Raw genomic sequence first — 22,282 nt, forward strand, 5'->3', positions numbered from 1 at the left:
AAATATACTATTCTCTCTGAGAAATACAGAGAAGAGAAAAGATCCCAATGAAATTTTAGACAACTTCTTAACTAAAAATCCCCGACAGTATATGCCGGGGATTATAGTATTGAGTTGTTGAGTTTATTTATCTAACTCTGCAGGGATACTTTCAACATTGAAGAATTTGATAGCATCACTTTCTTCATCATAAAACATTCCGACCACATCATCTTTGTTTATTTTACCTGCCAGGATATCTTTTGATAGTTCATTGAGTATTAACCGTTGCATTACTCGTTTCAAAGGCCGTGCCCCAAATTGTGGGTCAAATCCTTTTTCTCCAAGTACATCCAGTACCTCATTATTCGGTTCAATATGGATTCCGCTTTCGGCCAACCGTTTCTGGATCTGACGGAACTGAATGTCCACAATCTTCCGGATTTCTTTCTTCGCCAGAGGTTGGAACATTACAATTTCATCTACCCGGTTAAGGAATTCCGGACGAATCATCTTCTTGAGTAAATCAATCACCTGCTCTTTGGTATCCTCAATGATCTTCTCACGATTCCAGTCTTCCATCTTCTCAAAGTTATCCTGAATGATGTTAGAACCCATATTGGATGTCATAATGATAATGGTATTCTTAAAGTTGGCTATCCGGCCTTTGTTGTCTGTTAACCGACCATCATCCAATACCTGTAACAGAATATTAAATACATCCGGATGGGCTTTCTCAATTTCATCCAGCAAGATTACAGAGTATGGTTTCCTGCGAACTGCTTCAGTCAACTGTCCTCCTTCATCATATCCAACATATCCGGGAGGCGCACCTACCAGACGACTTACCGCATGGCGCTCCTGATACTCTGACATATCAATACGTACCATCGCATTTTCGTCATTGAACAGATACTCAGCCAGGGCTTTAGCTACCTCGGTTTTACCAACCCCTGTAGTACCAAGAAATATGAACGAGCCAATGGGACGTTTAGGATCTTGCAATCCGGCCCGGCTACGACGAACGGCATCTGCAACAGCCTCGATTGCCTCACTTTGTCCTGCAATTCGTTTACCTAGCTCTTCTTCCAGATGCAATAGCTTTTCTCGTTCGCTTTGTAGCATTTTAGACACAGGGATACCTGTCCACTTCGCTACCACCTCTGCAATATCTTCAGATGTGACTTCTTCCTTCAACAGAGGTCGATCAAGAGTTTTTACTTGTTTCTGAAGCTCTTCCAGCTTCTTTTGGGATTCTACAATTCTTCCATAGCGAAGCTCTGCCACCTTTCCATAATCACCGGAACGTTCTGCTTGTTCAGCTTCTACTTTATACTTTTCAATATCTTCTTTCTCTTTTTGAATCTCATCGATCAGACTTTTTTCATTCTGCCATTTGGCTTTCAGACTATCCCGTTGTTCATTCAGTTCTGCCAGTTCTTTGGATAGAATAGCTTCTTTATCTCTATCATTTTCTCTACGGATCGCTTCCCGTTCAATTTCCAGCTGCATAATGCGACGGTTGATCTCATCCAGTTCTTCAGGTAGAGAATCCATCTCAATCCGGAGTTTGGAAGCTGCTTCATCCATTAAGTCAATAGCCTTATCTGGCAGAAAGCGATCCGAGATGTATCTGTTTGATAATTCTACAGATGCAATTACTGCATCATCTTTAATCCGAACACCATGGTGTAATTCATATTTGTCTTTGATACCCCGAAGGATAGAAATGGCATCCTGTACACTAGGCTCATCTACAAATACAGCCTGAAAGCGACGTTCCAATGCTTTATCTTTCTCTACATACTTCTGATATTCCTTTAAGGTTGTTGCGCCAATAGCATGTAATTCACCACGAGCCAATGCAGGTTTTAATAAGTTGGCTGCGTCCATTGCGCTTTCTCCACCACCACCAGCTCCAATCAGTGTATGTATCTCATCAATAAACATGATGATTTCACCATTGGAGTCTGTAACTTCTTTTATTACAGCCTTTAGACGTTCTTCAAATTCACCTTTGTATTTCGCGCCTGCAATTAAAAGTCCCATATCCAGAGACATTAATGTCTTAGACTTTAGATTTTCAGGAACGTCTCCATTAACGATCCGCTGTGCTAATCCTTCAACAATGGCAGTCTTACCAACACCAGGCTCTCCAAGCAGAATCGGATTGTTTTTGGTTCTCCGTGATAGAATCTGTAACACCCGTCTGATTTCTTCATCACGACCAATTACAGGGTCTATTTTACCTTGTCGTGCTCGTTCAGTTAAGTTAATAGAATATTTCTCTAATGAACGGTACTTACCTTCTGCATGCTGATCTGTCACTTTATTTCCTCCTCGTAATTCTTTAATCGCATTTTTTAATGCTTTTTCGTTAATACCTGCATCTTTTAGTATTTGTGCTGTACGGTCACGGCCTGCAAAAAGGCCCAAAAGAATATGTTCAATAGATACAAATTCATCTCCCCATTCACCCAACATACCTTCTGCTTTTTGAAGGGCAGCAGCTGCATCATTACCCAGATAAGGATTCCCTCCACTTACTTTAGGATAGGCATGAACTATTTCGTTCAGACGTGTCTCTAATGCTTTTTGATTGACATTTAGTTTCTTTAACAAAAAGCCAATCAGATTCTCATCAGATTGAAGTATGGCTTGTAGCAAATGACCAGTTTCAACGGCTTGCTGGCCATGGCTTAAGGCAATCTCAGAAGCCAGTTGAATGACTTCCTGAGATTTAACGGTATATTTGTTAAAATTCATAGTGGTTTAATTTCTAGGGTTGATAGCTATAGTTTTCATAAGTTATAGTATTTTATCCTTTGTAAACAAATAGAATGATTAGTATCACCACTTTATTTTTAATTTCTTACAAATTCAGGACACTATCTATCTATCAAATAAAAATCCATTCCTTAAGAAACTGAAAATATGTCTGTTTTCTTCTATTTTTTGAGGATAATCAGTCATTTTGGCATTTTTGGTTCACCTTATATAGAAATGAAGTATAATTGTCAGTACAAATGAAAAATTACCTTTGTGGGAATAAAAAAAGAGGATACTTGACCGGAAGTACCCTCTTTCTGTAAAAGATGATTAGCAAGTTATCCCTTGTAGAAAAGCCATTTTGAAAGCTCTTTGTAGCTTACCTTTTTTCCATACATAAGAATTCCTACTCTGTAAATACGAGCTGCCAGCCAGGTTGTACCTAGAAATCCCCCCACCAATAAAGCCATAGATAAACCAATTTCCCACAACGGTGGATTAAATGGCAGTCGAATAAGCATAATAATAGGGGAAGTAAGAGGAATTATCGATGTCCAGAAGGCAATAGAGCTATCTGGATTCTGAACAATATAGGTAGCTATTACAATAGAAAAGATAAGTGGAACGCTAATAGGAAACATAAACTGCTGTGTATCTGTATCTGCATCAGAGGCGGCACCGACTGCTGCAAATAATGCACTGTACATCAGATAGCCAAAAAGAAAGTAAAAAAGCAGACAAGCAATGATCTTGGTAAAGTTAATAGTTGCCAAGCCTTTATAAATATCTTTTGCCTGCAAACCAGGTTTCTTTTGAACCTCTTTCAATTGTGATAGACCAGGTTGGCGATTTTCAACTTGCTGCATCATGGTTTGCTGATCTATACCCAGAGTTTGGGCTGTTCCATAAATAATACCAAACCCTAGTAATAACCATAAAAGAAACTGAGTCAGGCCCACCAATGCGATACCAATGATCTTACCCATCATTAACTGAAAGGGTTTAACAGAAGAAATCATGACTTCTACAATTCGGTTAGTCTTTTCTTCCAGAATGCCTCGCATTACTTGTACACCATAAAGGAATATAGATATATAGATGATGAAGGCTGATATATATCCAACAATAGAAGAGGCGATTACATTGCTCTCCTGTTCTTTTTCTTCCTCCAGATTGGCGGTATTGACAGCTATTTCATACGATTCAATCTGTTTTAACAAATCTGTATCTATATTGGCTTGTTTCAATTGTAAATCCTGTATCTTTTTTTGGATAGTTTCCTGTACTTTATCTTCGACTTCAATGCTGGCACCTTTTTTGGAAAAAAGTTCAACTTCCCGATTATGCGTTTTATCCAAAATAGATTTTGGGATGTAGAGTACTGCGTAATACTTATCCTGTCGAACTTGTTCCTTTGCAACTGCCAAAGATGTATTGATAGGAGCAAAGCTAATATTTTTGTTGTTTTCAAAGCTTTGGCTAAACAAACCACTCTCGTCGATGACAGCAATGGTTCTTTTTTCTCCTTCACGTAACATCAGATAGGCTGGAACAATGTAAATACATGCAAGGAGAACAGGACCTAATATTGTCATGATTAGAAAAGACTTTTTGCGGACACGTACCAGGTATTCGCGTTGTATAATCAGGGAGATGATTCTCATATTTGAGGTGTTTGGTTTAATTGTTTGACAGGTTGCAAGAACAGAGATGGTTGAGTAAAACTATCAAACAGTAATAGCAGATGGTTCAATGGTTGTTCCCGTTCCTGTGACACTTCGGATAAAAATATCATTCATGGAAGGAATATTCTCAATGAATGAATGAATCTGAATTTGTGGTATCAGAATCTGCAATAAATCATTTGGTGAAGCTTCATTAGAAATCTTAATTGATGCCTTTATATGATTTTCTTCGAGTTGTTGCAGATCGAGCAGTTGAAATTCTGGCGGGAGTGTTCCCAGAGAGCCTTCTCCTTCTAGTACATAGGTGTTTGTTCGGTATTGTCGTCTAATTTGTTTGGTAGCTCCATCCAGTATTTTTTGAGACTGATGAATCAATGCGATGTAGTTACACATTTCTTCTACCGATTCCATACGGTGGGTTGAAAAGATGATGGTACAGCCATTTTGTTTCATTTGTATGATTTCATCTTTTATTAAATTGGCGTTTACCGGATCAAATCCAGTGAAAGGTTCATCCAGTATTAACAACTCGGGCTCATGTAGTACTGTAGCAATAAACTGTACCTTTTGTTGCATCCCTTTTGACAGGTCTTCTACATTTTTATTCCACCATTCCTTTATATCAAATTTAATAAACCATTGTTTGAGTTTATCTGTCGCTTCTCGCTTCGTCATACCTTTGAGTTGTGCCAGATATTGTAGTTGTTCGCCTACTTTCATTTTCTTATAGAGGCCTCGTTCTTCTGGCAGGTATCCAATACGCTTAATATGGGCAGGGGATAGTTTTTCTCCTGCAAACAGGACTTCACCTTTGTCTGGTGCGGTGATTTGTGTAATGATGCGAATTAGTGAGGTTTTACCTGCACCATTGGGACCTAGCAATCCAAAAATGCTGCCTTTGGGAATTTCAATGCTTACATCATTAAGGGCGGTGTGGTTTGCATAACGTTTCGTAATATGGCGTGCCGAGAGAAGACTCATAGAAAATACTCAATTAGAGAAGTTAAGGATGTATTGCCTGGGTTCAGGAAACTTTGGCAAATTAGGGAAATCATTCTTTAATGAAAAACGATCGCTAGGGTAACCTTTTCGGAAAGGTATATAAATAATCTGTTGATTTGTATGGTTATCAATAGAATACTTGTAACACCGATTATGTCTCCATTGTATTTGACTGATCAAAAGAACAGAACTCATGAGAGTAGTCAATGGCAAGAATTAGCATCTTAGCCTATAGAGAACGAATATTTCTTAACTTTTTTTATCTTCCTTAAAACTTTTCTGCATCACTGGGCATCTACAGAGTATATTTTAACCAATCTGATTCTGTTTGGAACCTAAACTTTACACTGATTCGTGGATACGTCAAGCCCAGCAAGGCAGCCAAGCGGACTTTAACCGGTTGGTGAAGTATTGGTATCCACGCATTTACAACTTCACTTATAAATATTTTGCTGACCATGATATGGCTATGGACATTACCCAGCAAACGTTTATAACTGTTCATAAAAATCTTTCCGGACTTCAATCGGTTGAGCAATTTCGTAGTTGGTTGTATCGGATTGCTACCAATTGTTGTCATCAGGAGAGTAGAAAGCAGAAACGAAAAAAAATGTTTTCATTTAGTTTCTGGCAACGGGATTCTGATAATGACAAAGAAATCTCTATTGATGACAGATGGGTTGCTGAAGCAGATGTAGAGACAGAGCGAACAGAAGCAGCAGAATATGTCCTAAAAGCATTACATCAATTGCCTGCTGAACAACGTGTAGTTGTGATTATGAAAGAATATGAGGGATTAAAATTCAGAGAAATTGCTGCTGCATTGGACGTATCCGAAAACACTGTTAAATCCAGAATGTATTATGGTCTGGAAAACATGCGGAAGCAATTGGAGAAATGGAAGGTAACCAAAGATATGATCTATTTCTAAAATACTCTAAAGCTACTATTCAGTAAGATTAAAAGTTGATAAATAAAGATTATGAAAAGTGTTACTAAAAATACGCTGATTGCTTATTTGTATGGTGAGCTTGATGAAGCAGAAGCAGCTCAGGTAAAACAATATCTGGAAGAAAATGAGCCTGCGAGACAGGAGTGGGAGCGGTTGTCTGCTACCAGAGTGAAACTTCAGCAAGTAGAAGATGAGTCAATTGAAGAACCCATCTTTTGGAAACAGCAGAAAATACAAACAAAAACGTATGAAGGAAAATGGAAGAAATGGGCAGTAGCAGCTGCCATCTTTGTAGGAATACTATATAGTATTGCATGGATGAATATACGAATAAGCTTACACAACAATGAACTATCTATACGATTGGGAAAGGATAGTGAAACTAGTACAAAGGAAATGGTACCAACAAGTACATTGGCTTCGATTAATAAATCAGACACAGCAAAACTCTCACAGCTACATACTATAGCTAATGATAGTGTTGCTCTCAAGCGAATTGCTTTATTAGAGCAAAAGCTGCAGCGTCAGATATATACTCTTCAGATGCAGCAATCTATATTGCAAAAGCATCATACAGGGTTGACATCTGAGCAGGTGGCTGGTCTGATGAATGATTTGCAACAGGAAAACTTCGAAACGATGCAGCAGCTTCTATCCTCTGCAGGGCAACAACAACAGCTATATTCTCAGCAATTGTTATCCCAGCTTACAGATTATCTGGCTACTCAACGCAAAGACGATCTGCAAAAGATTAATGCTGTCTTAAATAACATTGTACAGAATACAGATCAGAAACAGCAACAGACAGATTTTCTATTGACTCAGGTAATCTCTAAATTAAACGAAGGTGAGAAAGACAAAGAAGCAAATTAAATGATCTTGATACTCTTCTTATTGGGCGCCAGATAAGTGGAGTAAAAGAAGAATTATCAATTACAATATAAAAAACACTACTATGCTATCATATACAAAAAATATAACAAATAAGCTGCATCATATGCTGAAAATTACAGGATGTATCACAATGATTTTATACTCAGTTGTTGCACAGGCCCAGAAAGTAGCAGATACTACCCGTTTTCAACGCGATGAGGAGGTTCTGAGAACAGTTCTACTTGAATACTTTAAAGAAGCTAATCCTGATAAAAAATCACAGCGAGTAATAACACAAAACGGAGAAGTGCATTATTTTCCTGGATTTGGATTATTGATTTCTGCACCTACCTATACAAATTCTTTAGGAGTAAAAGTCATTAATGGTGATGCTTACTACTATAAATTTAATATGGATGAAGACGATGATAATGATGATGATACCAATAAAACGCCTTCCGCTATTAAGGTTATAGAAAAAGAACAGATTATAACAATTATGAAAGGATTTCTTAGTAGTTATGGAAATTTGTTTGGTTTTGTAAAGCCAGGAGAGAAGATATTCTTTTACTACGATAAGAGATATGACCAGGAGAGGAAGTATAATTCTCAGGACAAAACAGCAAAACCTGAACGTATTTTGTTTGAGTTTACCCAGGAAGACACAAGATTGGCTGGTCAGGAACTGGCTGCTAAAACCAAAGTAAATATAGAACCTATTGATAAAACCAGTAAACCAGAATACGAGATAATGGGTAAGATCTTTACTAATCTCTTCGGAAATGGGTTTGATAAATCATTTGTTACAGCCGATAATAATTTTGTGTATTTCAATGGATTAGAAAAAAGTACTACAAAGGAGAGATATGAATTTTTTAAAGGATTAGGAGTAATTTATAACTTCTCTGTCAATTACAATAGAAGTTTAAAGCTTCATGGAGTTGCTACTATGAATACTAGTAGTGATGTCTGGTCAAATCACAAGAGTATGACCATTACCAGACCTGCAATTGCTGGAAGTGGTACAGTTACAATAGTTTCAGAATCAGAAGAGGAAGTTACAACCTCTGCAAAATCTGAAAAAGGAAAAGCAAAGAATAAAAGTAAAAAAGAAGATAAATCTTTAGAACCTGTACAAGTTATGGGTACTACCGCTGCCAGTGAGAAGACCGGAAAAAACAAGGATACTCAGACAAGTGTACAAGACTATGCTAACTTTATTAATGAAGTAAAAGCATATATGATTGAATATGGTCGTACACTTCGGACGCTAGCTCCAACCGAACGACTTGTGGTGAATATTTCTATTAATACTTGGAACAAAGAAACTTTTCCACAAAAAGTAGAACTTTCAGTACCAAAAACGGTATTGGATGAATATGATAAACAAAGTTTAACTCTGGCAGAAGCAGTTAGTAAAGTCAGAGTTAGTGAACAAAAACATAAAGCCTCATCACATAATATTCAATATCAATGGTCTAAATAGAAAGATTAATAGTACCTTGGATCAGAAAGGCACAATGTTTTTGTAAATACTAAAAAGAACATATTATGGAACTTACAGAATACAAAAAGCAAATTATCCAATCTTGTCGTAAAGCCTTAGAGGCTTCTGAACAGGTAGCTCAACAGACTATTGATCAGAGAATAACAGATGCTACAGAGAGCGATGAAGAAGGGTGGAGTGATAAATATGAATCAAAAGATGAAGAAATGATTGAGGATAGTCGCCAATTGGAACCACATATGGATTTTCTGCGTCAGGAACTCGTGCAGCTTGATAGCATCAATGAAGTAGGTATTAATGCAGAAGTTGGTAAAGGGGCAGTAGTCATTACAGATTCCATTCATTTCTTTATTGGTGTAAGTATTCCATTTAAAGTAAATGGAGAGGATTTTATGGCTATTTCCACCAACGCTCCTATTTACTCAGTTATGAAAGGCAAAAAAGAAGGAGATACATTTAGTTTCAATGGAAAAAACTACAAGATAAAACAGTTGTTTTGAGCCTGATATACCAGAACAAACAAAAATACCCTGTCTGAATCAGTCAGGGTATTTTTGTTTGTTCTGGTATTGAGTTAATGAGACAAATGTTTAAAACGTAAGAAATTGATAATTGACAGAATATGCGAATACTATACATATGTAAGTTTATGTGATATATTTATATTATTTTGGGCTATTACTGGTTTGTATTACCTTATCGCGTCTAATTGTAATATAACTGATTGAAAGGTAATGTGTTGATTGATAGATACATAGTTTTTTGTTTGTAGAACTGATCTGAATTTATTGCACATGGGAGAAAAAAACATTTTATTGATTGTTAATCGTGAATAAACGATAATTAAATTTTCTTTACATCGGATAAAGGAAATTTTTTTGAATAAATATTACTGAATTGATAAAAGGTTTTAATAGAATAGAGTGTATAAGTTATTAATGCTCAGTATATTATTGCATACTAAGCATTTTGCTGTAACGCAAGTACAAATAAAGAGTTACTATTTTTTATTATTACTCAGTTTTGTATCAATAAAGATTAGTTTTGAAAACTTAAAAAATAGTAGAGTCTTATTTTAAAAGAGGCAATACTAACTTGTGTGTAAATAAAATCACTGCTCCTTTAATTTTTATCAAATGAATAAACATTTACAGGCAATTATCCTTTCTTTTCTTTGTTTGCATACCATTGCGCAAAGTAATGTTAAAGATAGTTTGTTGGCATCCCTGAAAAGATCAGGGATTGAACAACGTAGCTTCATCCTCATGGAGTTAGCTGAATTATACCAAACTTCTGATCCTGATTCATCCATCGTGCTGGCTAGAGAAGGCTTGGCTCTGGCTCGTCATATGAAGAATGCCGACAATATTGCTTTGAGTCTTTATCGGATAGGAGTTGCGCATCGGATGAAAGGAGAATATAAAAAGTCAGAAGAATATTTTCTGAAATCACTCGAAATCTGTAAGACCATAAACAATGAAAAACTAATCGCTGCAAACTTAAACAGTATAGGCGTTGCCTATGTAGGGCTAGGGATATATAGTAAAGCACTGGAATTTTATCTACAGGCTTTGAAGAAAAGAGAAGAGGTACATGATTGGAAAGGTGTTGCAGCCACTCTAAGTAACATTGGTATTGTTCATACACAACAGAAGAATTTTTCCAAAGCCTACAATTGTCATGCACAAGCATTAAAGATACTTCATTCTATACCTGATTCTCATCAGGATGCAGCTACAGTCCTGGATAATTTTGCCTACTTATACAAAAAGCAGGGAAATAATGCAAAAGCATTGGAAACATATAATAAGATTTACAGTACATTCATGTTAGTAGGAGATAAGATAGGAGTACACTCTTGTTTATTGAATATGGCAGATATTTATTTGGAACAAGGTAATTCAATAAAGGCGTATGAATATTATTCTCAGGGATTACATATAGCCCAGGAACTAAATGCAAAAGATGCTATTGCTCAGGATTTGATTGGGTTATCGAGAGTTTATACTGTTACTGACAAACTTATTGACGGATTAGCTGCAGCAGATAAGGCTTTGGAATTGGCTAAAGAAAGTGGTGCAAAACAAATTGTTAAAGAGGCAAGCCTTATGTTATATAAGAAGCATAAAGAATTAAAAAACTATAATAAGGCTTTGTATTATTTTGAAGTGGCTCATGCTGTGGATGATAGTATTCTGGTGACAGAGAATGCCAAAGTTGGCTTTACCCTGCAAGCAAATTATGATCTGGAAAAAAAACATACCCAGATGGCATCAGTACATCAGATAGCGCAGAAAGCCTTGACTAAATATGCTCAGCAACATTACCTTTTTCTGGGAGTTTTATTGGGAATAGGGATAATTGTTTACTTGTTGATTCGTAACATTCTACAGGAAAGAAAGATAGATCAATTATTAGTGAAGCAAAAGATGTCAGAGTTAGCCTATCTGAACGCCCATAAGATACGAGGGCCAGTAGCTTCAATTCTTGGGTTGGTAACATTATATAACCGGGCTAATCTTGCTGATGATTTTAACCAGGTTGTTATCAGTCATATTGATACATCTGCAAAAGAACTGGATCGTATGATACATGAAGTAGCCAATAAGACTCAATTAGTATATCAAATGCATGAGCAGAATGGCGAGAAAATAGAATTGTAAGTCACACAAAACGAGAAGGGCTTTATATCTTATAAAGCCCTTCTCGTTTATTTTTAAAGTTAGTTAACAATAATTCTTTTTACTAATTGCTGATTCTCTCCTGAAAAAACAATCAGATATAAACCTTTGCTGTAAGTACTGAAATCAAATTGAGATTCGTAAGGGATATTGGTAGTTTCATAGATTTTTGTTCCGGCAGAGTTATAGATCTGCATTTTTACTTTTTCTATTGTCAGCCCAAGACTACGAGTGATATTTACAAACGATGTTGTAGGATTAGGTGCAACTTTTATGGCATCTGTTAGTTGATGCATATTTCCAATAACTACAAGTTGTTTAGAAAGAGTATCAGAGTTTCCTACAGTATTGGTTACCTGTAAAGAGACTATATATGTACCTTGTTTTGTATAGGTATGTGAAGGATTTTGTTCTGTGCTGGTTGTACCATCTCCAAAATTCCATACCCATTTCACCGCATTGCTACTCGAATCTGTGATTTTTAACGTCTCATTCAGTGTCAGATCAAGTGTGTCTTTATTTAAAGAAAAGTTAGCTATATCTGTGCGAATAACTTGAATAGTATCTGAATATGTATCAATACAGCCATTAATATTGGTTACCTGTAAAGAGACTATATATGTACCTTGTTTTGTATAGGTATGTGAAGGATTTTGTTCTGTGCTGGTTGTACCATCTCCAAAATTCCATACCCATTTCACCGCATTGCTACTCGAATCTGTGATTTTTAACGTCTCATTCAGTGTCAGATCAAGTGTATCTTTATTGATAGAGAATCCTGCGTCAATTTGTAAGATTTTTATAGTTACAATAACAGGGTCACTCTCTACAATATAGTCGGATGCCGTAACATAAAAGATAGTATCATTATAGATCCGTCCAAGATTAAATGAAGTCCCAACAGCTAACAAGTCAAACTTTGTTGAATATAGTCCATACACAGTTCCATTAGATGGCCTTAGTACAACCGAGTCCCCGGCACATATTGAAACTGGCTGAACTATCGGTTTAGGACTTAAAATTCCAGGGAAAACTTTTATTACCTGAGCAACACTATCCTGGCATCCTTTAGCATTTTCGCTTATTAGGGTTATTCGATAATCACCTTGTTTTGTATAGGTATGTGAAGGATTTTGTTCTGTGCTGGTTGTACCATCTCCAAAATTCCATACCCATTTCACCGCATCTGAAGTCATATTGGTAATTTGCAGAACATCCTTGTCTGCTATTCCCAATGAATCTTTATTTATTTTGAACCGTGATTCGAATATACTGACACTTACAGCTACAGGATCACTTTCGTAAAGAGAATCTGCATTGGTTACAAAGAAGGTGGTATCTTGCTCCACATGGTCTATTTCCAGTTCGCTTCCTATGGAAAGTGCTTTTAATGTGCCATCTGCTTGTTTTTGGTAAAACTTAAATGTCTGACCAGGTGAGGGCGTAAGCATAACTTTTGTACCTCGACAGGTTGTCACATTGGCGATTACAGGTTTAGGACTACGATTGATTTCAATAAATTTGGCTAAAGCCGCATCTGCACTTTTCTGTAAGTCAGCTAAATTATTACCACCTAGTATCGCAAATGCTACCACTACAGAATCTCCATCTGCCAGATTTTCAATTTTTGCTGCCAGCATATGAGCAATATCATCAGTTGTGGTAGCTGTTTGGGCACGTCCAACACCACTGCTGATTGCCTGAAATTTTTCTGTGTTGGTAAAACCATCAAAGATGTTTATTCCTGATGTATTGTCAAAAGCATAATAATTAGGTGTTTGTTCTGTAAGCAATCTGACACCTGCATAAGGGAAACTGCCTGTAGGGTTAAATGCATAACCTAATTTTCTGCCAGAGTCCCAGCCAGCCTGGTTTTGTTTACGGTTTCCTATTTCCCAATCTGCAAATATTCCAGTATATAGAGAATCAAGTTTACTACCGCTCTTATTTGTTATTTTATATTCAACAATTACAAACTGATCATTAGGAGCATCTTTCCACGCATATGTCTGGTGTTGTATTTGAACTCCAATTCTATCCTCTTTATACCAGTTTTCCTGGATAATACCTCCTGTGAGAACATCTGTTAATTTATAGTCCTGAAAGTCTACATTACGAACTGATTCAAAATGTTGATTGGTATTATATTCGACAGCTTCATTACGAATACAATCTGAGACATGGGTTTCGTCTGTGGCAATAATCAATCCTGCTTCAAACAAAAGTTGTTGATTCTGAACACGAATACCATTCCCCTTTGCCTGCTGATTGGCTGCAATCCCTGAACTCCAAAATGAATATGCATCTGAGAATCCTAATCTCCCATTACTGGTGGTAGTAATTTTGGTTTTATTGATATCTATATCCAGATAATCTGGATTAATAAATGTTGTCCATGAAAAACTTCTAGTATAAGAGCCATCTGTCACTGTTGCTGTAAATGTAACTTCTGTATTAGTAGGTACGTCACTACCAATTGTAATTTGGAATGGAGTTGTATTGGCAATACTGGCTCCAGTAGCTACAGGCCCGAAAGTGATTGTAGGATTGGATATAGTAATATAGGAAGAATTAGATGTCAAACTGATTTGAGCATTCGTTAAGGGTGATGCTACATTTTTGATGTTTACAGTCAATTCATTTGTTATACCAGAAAGTAGATATGGTTGGTTTTTTGCATTTATACTACTAATCCCCGTAAGAGCTATTGCCTTGGTAACAGTAGCTGTCAAAGCTTTGTATACGTTAAGACGTCCACTACCCAACTTCCCGATGTATTCACTGTTACCTGTTAAATTATAAATGTCATCTGTAGTGGCAATTAAGCGTTGTGCTACTTCTGTAGCTGATAGCTCAGGATACATGGATCGAACCAGGGCTGCTGCTCCTGCTACAATTGGGCTTGAATAAGATGTACCGCTATCATAACTATAAGAATTGCCATCTACTGGACTAATTATATCCTGTCCGGGAGCAGCCAGATCAACTTTGTCATTGAATGCTGATCCTCCTTGAGTTCCCCATCGCAGATCGGTAGAACCTGTTGCTGCCACAGAAATGACATTGTCATAGGAAGCTGGCCACCAGTAACGAGATACTTTACTACCTTCATTACCAGCAGATGCACAGATGACTACATCATGATTAATAGCAGCATAATTAATGACATCTTGCTCTAAGGAAGAAGCAGGACCAACTCTTCCCCATGATAAGTTAATAACTTTACACCCCTTTTCTGCCAGATATACCAAACCTGCATATCCGGCAAAACCACCTGTATAGGGGTCATAACCCGTTACAGGAATAAATGGGCAGTTTATTGCTACTCCTGCTATACCCAGACCATTATTTGCTTGTCCTGTTGCACATCCAGCCACTCTTGTACCATGATTATTTGCTGCCAGATTATTTGAATTTTGTATAATATTCCATCCTGCATAATTATCGATGTATCCGTCTTTATCATTATCTATACCATCAACAGGGTCGACTGTATTATATTGAATCTTGTTTTTTATATCTTCATGTGTTACATCAAAGCCATAATCAATAATTCCAATAACGACATCTGGACTTCCTTTGTGAATATCCCATGCCTCATAGGCTTTTATATTTTTTAATGCATACTGAGCTCCGGTTGTTATTAAAGGATCATTTGGAGTATATAGAGGTTGGTAACCTGTATATAGAGGCTCGGCATATTCTATTGTTGAATCTGATAGTAATGTGTTTATGGCCGACTCCAGATCTTGTTTTTCTGGTAGTTCAATCTGATAGATTGTCGAAAGATCGACAAATGATTGTCCATTTCGGAGACGAGATTTTGCCGTGTTAGTACTTTGCTGTGTTGGAAAAAGTTTTTTGATCTCACTTACTCCTAACTTCTGTATTGTGCTATTGGTTTTGGGAGAAGACTGTATTGTACGACTATTTACACTGGTAGTTGATCGTAATTTTACAACAACTGTGTGTGCCGCATAATCAGTCCGTTTTAGTGATCTGTCTAATGTGAAATGCCTTGTTTGGGCAAGCAACTGCCCTTGAATAGCCCAAAGGCATAATGTAATCAGTAAAATTTTAGTTTTCACAGCTGTAGTATTTGGGAACAAATGATTACTCAATGCACTCTATCAAACAGGTTTCTCCATTTGAGCTTCGTTCATTACAAAAATACTAGGTTGGAAAGGGCTTGTGCTGTGCGTTATTTGGAGGAAACATACACTTAACAGGTTCTGTCATTTATCGTGAATAGCACCTTTACAAAATCCTGTAAGAATATCTAAGAAATAAGTTGTTTTCAGATAAAAAGAGACATAGCCTTATTCGGGATTTTTATGTCTTTATTTGTTTTATTGCAATTCCTGTTAGTAAATTTCCCACTCTGAAATACAAGATTGTAAAAGAGTAACCTGAGAATATATTTTAATTTTTTATGACTGCACAAATTGAAAAAGTAACAGGAATGATTCATCAGTATGTTGAATCGATTGGATTAACACAGGAACAGGTTTTTGATTTTGAGAAAAACATATGGCGATGGCGTAAAGGATCTGCCAGTATTGAAGTTTTTATTCAAACTATTCGTTTTGATAATGGTGGGAGTAGAGATTACTTACGTATTTTCTCCCCTCTGTTAAAAATTCCAGCTAATGACCTGCTTTCTTTTTATCGGCATTTGTTGCAGTTAAATGATACAAACCTGGGAGTAAAAATCACCATTATGCCTAATAGTAACTGGGTATATGCTACCTATGAGCGGGATATTCGGGGAATGGACTATCATGAACTGGCTACCTGTATAGCTGATATGGAGTATTGGGCAGATACACTGGATGATGAGTTGAAAAACGCATTTCCTGACTGGAACAACTGATATGATAAATCTGACAAAAATGTAACTGCGTTTTATAGTGAAGGTACACTGATCCATTATAAATATGTATACTTTATGTAATTCTTCTCTATATATATTTATTCATTGACTTTTTATTGCGTTCCTATTTAAAATGTTTGGAGTCATAAAGAGCATTCTTATGATTGAGAATCTCTGTAGATTCTCTTGATTAAACTTTTTGTTAGTTCTAAAGGTTACAAAAACATAAACACATACCCATACACTATTATGTCAGATGAACAAAGCTCTGAAAAACTGGACCGTATTATAGATGCGCGTATGAAACTGAAGGCTCGTTTTGAAGAAAAGATGAAACAGACTCCTTCAGTTTCGGATAATAAACCTTTGGGTAGCGGACCTACTAACAGACATGGTATGCCTCTCGTACCTGTTGGGCAGCATGTAACTGAAAAATGGCCTGTGTTAGATTTGGGATACCACCCCAATATTCCATTAAACAAATGGAGGTTAATTGTGGATGGCGAGGTAGAAAATCCTGTAATGCTTACCTGGGATGAATTTATGGCTTTGCCTCAGACAGATGATACCTCTGATTTTCATTGTGTTACTACCTGGTCAAAGTTAGATATGCACTGGCAGGGTGTTCGCTTTATGGACTTAGCTGCTTTGGTACAACCTAAGGAGACTGCTACACATGTTATGTGTTACGGATATGATACTTACACTACTAATATATCTTTAGAAGAGGCTTTGAAGCCAGACGTATTGTTGGTTCATACTGTAGATGGCAAACCTTTGCCTCTTGAGCATGGAGGGCCTGCTCGGGTCATTACTCCACAATTATATGCCTGGAAAGGGTCAAAATGGATTAAACGAATTGAATTTTTGTCTGCTAATCGCTTGGGATTTTGGGAAGAGCGGGGTTATTCCAATACTGCCTATCCTTGGCGTAATGATAGATATAGCTGATTAGTAAACTAAAAATACCTCAAAGGGATTCTTTGAGGTATTTTTAGTTTAGTTGTGTTTGTTCTGGAAACTTATTGGAAGAATCACTAATTTGATCAGATTAAAGCTAAAAAGCATAGCCTAGCATAATACCTAATCGCAAAGTCAACAGAAGTTTAGATTTAGGCACATTTTTAAAGATCGTATCCCATTCAGGTTTATTACTCCATTGAGGATTGTAATGGCGATAGGCGATACCTAGTCCTGCAAATCCATCTAATGTAAAACGATTACCTTTGTTCTTCTTATTTGTTCGGCTTGGATCTTGTAAAAAACGATCTCCAACCATAAAGCTATACTCATATCGGTTTTCATCTGCCTGAATAACGAGATAAGAAGAATTTATATCCTGAACATTGGCTTGATGGTTAATACCTGAAAACCGAATTTCATGAGCTATATATAACATACCAAGGTTGCCATCTGGTTGATAGAATTTTTGTTTAATTCCTATAGAAAAGCCTCTGGAGTATTCTACATTATCTGCAATATTATCATTACTGGTAAAAAAAGGATTTCTGTAAATAGTGGCGGTAAATTCATATCCAAGGCGTTCGTGCATATAATATTCAAATGACAGAGGTAAGCCTGGATTTGACTGCCAGAACATAGCCAAAGGATTAACACCAACAATAAATGCACGATACTCATTAGGTTTTGAGATGAAATGCCAGTTGTGTTTTTTGGGAAGTCGTAAAGAAGGTTTATTATATGGTTGATTCACACGGGTTATAGTATCCGTAATAACTACCGAATCAGTTGTGTTTATAGTGGCAACTGGTATTTCATTTTCGTAAAATGCCTCATAGTAGCCGGCAACATTTCCATCAGGTTTGTATAAGGTCCAGAGCCCTACACGTTTGTCATTTTCGAGATGACCTTCCATACGAGGCTTTCCATCTTTATAGATACCCTTATATAATCCTTTGCCATCAACAAAGACACAATGGCCTTCCAACGTTCCGTCATCTTCATAAAAATACTGCCATTCACCTTCATATAAACCATTCCGAATAGAACCTTTGGCTTTTAATTTGCCATTTTCATGGTATTCTATATAATTACCATCTTGTTGTGTATGATTTAAAGCTCCGCGTGTGGTTCCATTTGCATAAAAAAGATTCCAGATTCCCTCTTCTTTTCCTCCGGATTTTTTTCCTTCAGCTGCTATTGCTCCATTGGGATGATAATACTTCCATTTTCCTTCCTGTATTCCATCCTTGTATTCTCCTTCCTGAATTAATTTTTCATTTTCATCATAAAAATGCCACAATCCTTCTCGTACCCCCTCTTTTTCTGGACCCTTAGCTTTTAGTTTTCCATTTTCATAATAATAACTCCATAGGCTGTCACTTTTTCCATTGGTAAGTAATCCCTGCATACGAATATTTCCAGATGCATAAAATTCCCGGTACCAGCCATTATCGTTATTTAGTGTAGCTTCAGCTTTCTTTTTGCCATCCTCATAGAAATATTCCCACAATCCTTCTTTTTGATCATTGATATATGTACCGCGATTTTTCAGTGCCCCACTTTCATAATAATAACTCCATTGGTTGGTACGAATCTCATTTTGAAGGGTGCCTTCCATTTGAAGATTTCCATTCTCATAATAGTAACTCCAGGTACCATTTTTCATGGCATTCTGCCAATTGCCTTTTATTTTTAGTTTTCCATTTTCATAATAATAAGTCCAGTTTCCATCAGGAACTCCTTTCTTGTAAGTTCCTCTGGATCGTACTTTCCCATTTGCATAGTAATTTTCATATGGACCTTGTAGATAAGGAGGCTTGGTGTTGGAAATAGTATATTTTTCTTTTACATGTTCCTTACCTTTATCATAATAGGTAATTACCTGTTTGGTCTGAGCTTGTAGGTCAGGGCATGAGAATAACATAAGCCATATACTTACAATGGCTAAAAATGTAGTATTTACCGTTTGAGAATCGGTAATAATCATCTGCTCAAAATAAAAATTGCTGATTCTCCAGTTTAAGTTGTTTGTCTGGAGGATTTCTAAAATTAAAAAATAGGCTATTAAATAGTTTGAATAACCTCATCTACCCAACTCTTGCCCCATTCAATTTTTTCATCTTCCGTCCAAAGCTCTGGGTAGAAAATACGTTTTTGGAAGCGCGGAGGAAGGTATTGTTGCCAGTTGGTTCCACCAGTTGCTGCAATTACTTTTTGATCCCTATGAAGATAGCGGGCTGCCGATTTATAATGTGCCAGTGGCCAGTTTACATTTGCCAGTGCATCAAATCTGCGTAAAGCACTAATTAATTCCAGATTTTCACCTTGTTCTAATGTAAGCTTTCTATAACGCATCCAGAGATTTTTACTTTCATACTCTTCAGCTAATTTGATTAATGTTTCTGCATATTTTTTCTCAAATTGCTTAAGCGTTAGTGTCTTTTGCTTGGTTGCTAATTCTGTAGCTCCCATTTTCCAATACAAATGCTCATAAAGCTCGGCAATTGTAGAGTCAGAAGGAAGTTGATGACGTTGCTCAATTTCGACCAGATTGCGAAATCGTGTTGCCCCAATCTCTATCATCCGGTATTGTACAGACTGAAATCCGCTTGCAGGAAGCAGAGACATTCGATATTGTAAAAACTGAGACTTATCCATTCCTTCAATCATTACATCAAAGGATTGCACCAGAATCTCAAAGTAACGGCATATTCGTTTTATTCTTTCAGTGAAGAACGCTATTGTTAGTGATTCGTTATTGGCAATTTGCTGTATCTCCCATAACACTAATTTAAAATATAGTTCAGTAGATTGGTGAAACGTAATGAATATCATCTCATCAGGAAAATCTGTTCTGGGATTTTGCAGAGATAACAACGTATCCAGATGGATATAATCCCAGTAAGTCAGATAATCTGCATATAGCAGACCTTGCAGATAGGAAGGCATATCCTGACCCATTGCTGCATATTTTTCTTCTAGGGCTTTTAAAAGTTCGTCAACCTTTTGTTGTGAATTTGTTGAGTTCTGCTCCATATGACTCATATATCAAAGACTATGCAATTCCGAGTATGTTTCTCAGAGTTGGAATAAATGTAAAGTTTTCAAAATTACACAAAATACATTCGATATGATTTTTTTGATCCTATTTATTGATTAGTTAGACAGTTGTTAGGTTACAAGCTACTCAGTTACAGATTGTTATTTTATGAGTATTAATAATAGAACTAGCATACCGATTAACGTAAGATATAGAGGAATTGTGTATCTAAGAGAAGATTTAGTGAAGTGGGATTATTTTAATAGATTAAAAGGATAATTTGCAAACAAACTCTATCTGTTTTGTATTTATTGAATTTTGTTAAAAATTTCTATTTTTTAAATGTTGAAAAATTATTTTATTATATAGAAATAGTTTTCTTTTACACTTATTTTGACATACTTTGTGATATATAAACTATGCTCTGTCTCTGTAACGAGGGGTTAGCAAAAATTTTTGCAAATTCAAATACTTACAATTTAATTGTGACATTGACCCATTTTTTAGCTGTACAGGCAGAGCATTTTTTATACTAATTTCCTTCTTCAAAGAAAAAGCGGGTATGGACATGGCTTGTGTTTGAGGAGAATGACTACATGTGATAGATACTAAACTAATACCTGATTCTTTGTAAATAACTTATTTTGATGGCGATGGTAATTTCTATGAATGTTTCTTCTACAGAGGAATTGTATGGTGACCAGTACACTACTGTCTATTTTTTGTTAGTTCAAAAAATAGCTATTGTTAAAGTACATAATGCTTTTGTACCTATGAGCAACTATAGAGAAGCTTTGAGACAAATTGCAGGATTTGCAGAACAAAGGCAGATAAATAAGTTGATTATTGATGCTCAGAACTTAGTGGCTTACCATCGTCCTTCGGTAGAGTGGAGCTTTACAGATTGGAAACGGCAGGCATTTAATCATGGACTTTCTGTCTATTGTTATGTATTACCTAGAAATGAAGAATATCAGAAGAAGTTGAAAAATGAGATACACCGGATTAAGAATGCGAATCCAGATCTTGGATTCTTAAAACAGATCCGAATTTCTTTTTGTGACTCTCTGGATGAAGCTGTAATGGAATAGCTCCTATTCAAATATTATTGTCTTATTTCCTTTGATGAAGACACGATCTTCCAGTACAAGCTTTAGTGCTTTAGCTAGTACAATTTTTTCAACGTCATGGCCTGCCTGCGCCATATCTGATGCCGTTTTGGAGTGATCAACATGAATAACATCCTGCATGATGATAGGACCTTCGTCTAAATCCTCATTGACAAAATGTGCTGTAGCGCCTATAATCTTTACACCTCTTTCAAATGCTTGTTTGTATGGATTGGCTCCAATAAATGCAGGCAGGAACGAATGATGAATGTTTATCATTCGATTGGTATACTGGCTTGTGAATGCAGGCGTTAATATTCTCATATACTTAGCTAGAATTACATAATCTGGTTGATATAATTGAATGGTTTTCAATACTTCTGTCTCATGATCTTCCCGTGATAGGTGTTCATGTGAAATAAAATGAAACGGAACAGAGAACCTTTCTGTAAGTTCTTGCAGCAGGGTATGATTGCTGATAACTGCAAGTATATCCATATTAAGATCCTGAAATTTATTACGTATCAGTAAGTCACTCAAACAATGGTGTTCTTTGGTGGCTAAGATAACTACCTTTTTTGTTTGGGTTGTAGTAAGAGAAATTGTGCTGTTATCAGGTAGAAGACCTCGTAAACCCTGTAAAATTTTATCAGGCTGAATATTGCCGGAAAACTCTGTCCGCATAAAGAAATGACCAGTTGTACGATCTACAAATTCATCATTTCGGATTACATTTGAATCATGATGATAGAGTACCCCTGTAATTTTATGAACCAATCCCTTGGCATCAGGACAATCAATTCGCAAAATATAAATAGAATTGGCAGCAGACATGTGAGAGTATGATAA

The 22,282-nt window shown here is 36.4% G+C and carries 15 protein-coding genes; 8 read left to right on the forward strand and 7 right to left on the reverse strand.

What is annotated here, in order from left to right; all coding sequences use genetic code 11:
• Positions 1-123 precede the first annotated feature (123 nt).
• The 3 genes from clpB to QNI22_RS00320 form a co-directional block, all read right to left on the reverse strand.
• Positions 124-2,745, reverse strand: coding sequence for an ATP-dependent chaperone ClpB (gene clpB / locus QNI22_RS00310; protein ID WP_314508598.1), 2,622 nt, complete (start codon positions 2,743-2,745; stop codon positions 124-126).
• 341 nt (positions 2,746-3,086) lie between these two features.
• Positions 3,087-4,412, reverse strand: a complete 1,326-nt coding sequence (locus QNI22_RS00315) for an ABC transporter permease (RefSeq protein ID WP_314508599.1) — start codon at positions 4,410-4,412, stop codon at positions 3,087-3,089.
• A gap of 63 nt (positions 4,413-4,475) precedes the next feature.
• A complete protein-coding gene (locus QNI22_RS00320; protein WP_314508600.1) occupies positions 4,476-5,414 on the reverse strand; it encodes an ABC transporter ATP-binding protein in 939 nt (312 codons plus the stop codon).
• A 349-nt stretch (positions 5,415-5,763) separates the two neighbouring features.
• On the opposite strand from QNI22_RS00320, the gene QNI22_RS00325 reads away from it, so the two are divergent.
• From QNI22_RS00325 to QNI22_RS00345, 5 genes are all read left to right on the forward strand, one after another.
• The gene (locus QNI22_RS00325) at positions 5,764-6,366 is read left to right on the forward strand and encodes an RNA polymerase sigma factor (protein ID WP_314508601.1); all 603 of its coding nucleotides are present in this window, start codon (positions 5,764-5,766) and stop codon (positions 6,364-6,366) included.
• Between the two features lie 51 nt (positions 6,367-6,417).
• Complete coding sequence (locus tag QNI22_RS00330) at positions 6,418-7,260, forward strand: anti-sigma factor family protein (protein WP_314508602.1); 843 nt, start codon at positions 6,418-6,420, stop codon at positions 7,258-7,260.
• A 124-nt stretch (positions 7,261-7,384) separates the two neighbouring features.
• Entirely contained in the window at positions 7,385-8,746 is a 1,362-nt protein-coding gene (locus QNI22_RS00335; RefSeq protein ID WP_314508603.1) for a hypothetical protein, read from the forward strand.
• Positions 8,747-8,811: 65 nt separating this feature from the next.
• The gene (locus QNI22_RS00340) at positions 8,812-9,267 is read left to right on the forward strand and encodes a hypothetical protein (protein ID WP_314508604.1); all 456 of its coding nucleotides are present in this window, start codon (positions 8,812-8,814) and stop codon (positions 9,265-9,267) included.
• A gap of 636 nt (positions 9,268-9,903) precedes the next feature.
• On the forward strand, positions 9,904-11,430 hold the full coding sequence (locus QNI22_RS00345; protein ID WP_314508605.1) for a tetratricopeptide repeat protein: 1,527 nt from the start codon (positions 9,904-9,906) through the stop codon (positions 11,428-11,430).
• A 59-nt stretch (positions 11,431-11,489) separates the two neighbouring features.
• On the opposite strand, the gene QNI22_RS00350 is transcribed toward QNI22_RS00345, so the two are convergent.
• A complete protein-coding gene (locus tag QNI22_RS00350; RefSeq protein ID WP_314508606.1) occupies positions 11,490-15,536 on the reverse strand; it encodes a PKD domain-containing protein in 4,047 nt (1,348 codons plus the stop codon).
• A gap of 344 nt (positions 15,537-15,880) precedes the next feature.
• Between QNI22_RS00350 and QNI22_RS00355 the strand changes: the two genes are divergently transcribed.
• Positions 15,881-16,321, forward strand: a complete 441-nt coding sequence (locus tag QNI22_RS00355; protein WP_314508607.1) for a YbjN domain-containing protein — start codon at positions 15,881-15,883, stop codon at positions 16,319-16,321.
• A gap of 249 nt (positions 16,322-16,570) precedes the next feature.
• Positions 16,571-17,272 carry a sulfite oxidase-like oxidoreductase gene (locus tag QNI22_RS00360; RefSeq protein ID WP_314508608.1) on the forward strand — a complete coding sequence of 234 codons (702 nt, stop codon included), beginning with the start codon at positions 16,571-16,573 and terminating at the stop codon, positions 17,270-17,272.
• A 106-nt stretch (positions 17,273-17,378) separates the two neighbouring features.
• Here the strand turns inward: QNI22_RS00360 and QNI22_RS00365 are convergent, their stop codons facing one another.
• Entirely contained in the window at positions 17,379-19,271 is a 1,893-nt protein-coding gene (locus tag QNI22_RS00365) for a toxin-antitoxin system YwqK family antitoxin (RefSeq protein ID WP_314508609.1), read from the reverse strand.
• Positions 19,272-19,348: 77 nt separating this feature from the next.
• The gene (locus tag QNI22_RS00370) at positions 19,349-20,320 is read right to left on the reverse strand and encodes a tryptophan 2,3-dioxygenase family protein (protein WP_314508610.1); all 972 of its coding nucleotides are present in this window, start codon (positions 20,318-20,320) and stop codon (positions 19,349-19,351) included.
• Positions 20,321-20,989: 669 nt separating this feature from the next.
• On the opposite strand from QNI22_RS00370, the gene QNI22_RS00375 reads away from it, so the two are divergent.
• Complete coding sequence (locus tag QNI22_RS00375; RefSeq protein ID WP_314508611.1) at positions 20,990-21,415, forward strand: hypothetical protein; 426 nt, start codon at positions 20,990-20,992, stop codon at positions 21,413-21,415.
• Between the two features lie 3 nt (positions 21,416-21,418).
• On the opposite strand, the gene purU is transcribed toward QNI22_RS00375, so the two are convergent.
• On the reverse strand, positions 21,419-22,267 hold the full coding sequence (purU, locus tag QNI22_RS00380) for a formyltetrahydrofolate deformylase (RefSeq protein WP_314508612.1): 849 nt from the start codon (positions 22,265-22,267) through the stop codon (positions 21,419-21,421).
• Positions 22,268-22,282: the final 15 nt, after the last annotated feature.

This window comes from Xanthocytophaga agilis (assembly GCF_030068605.1).
GTDB classification, from domain to species: domain Bacteria; phylum Bacteroidota; class Bacteroidia; order Cytophagales; family 172606-1; genus Xanthocytophaga; species Xanthocytophaga agilis.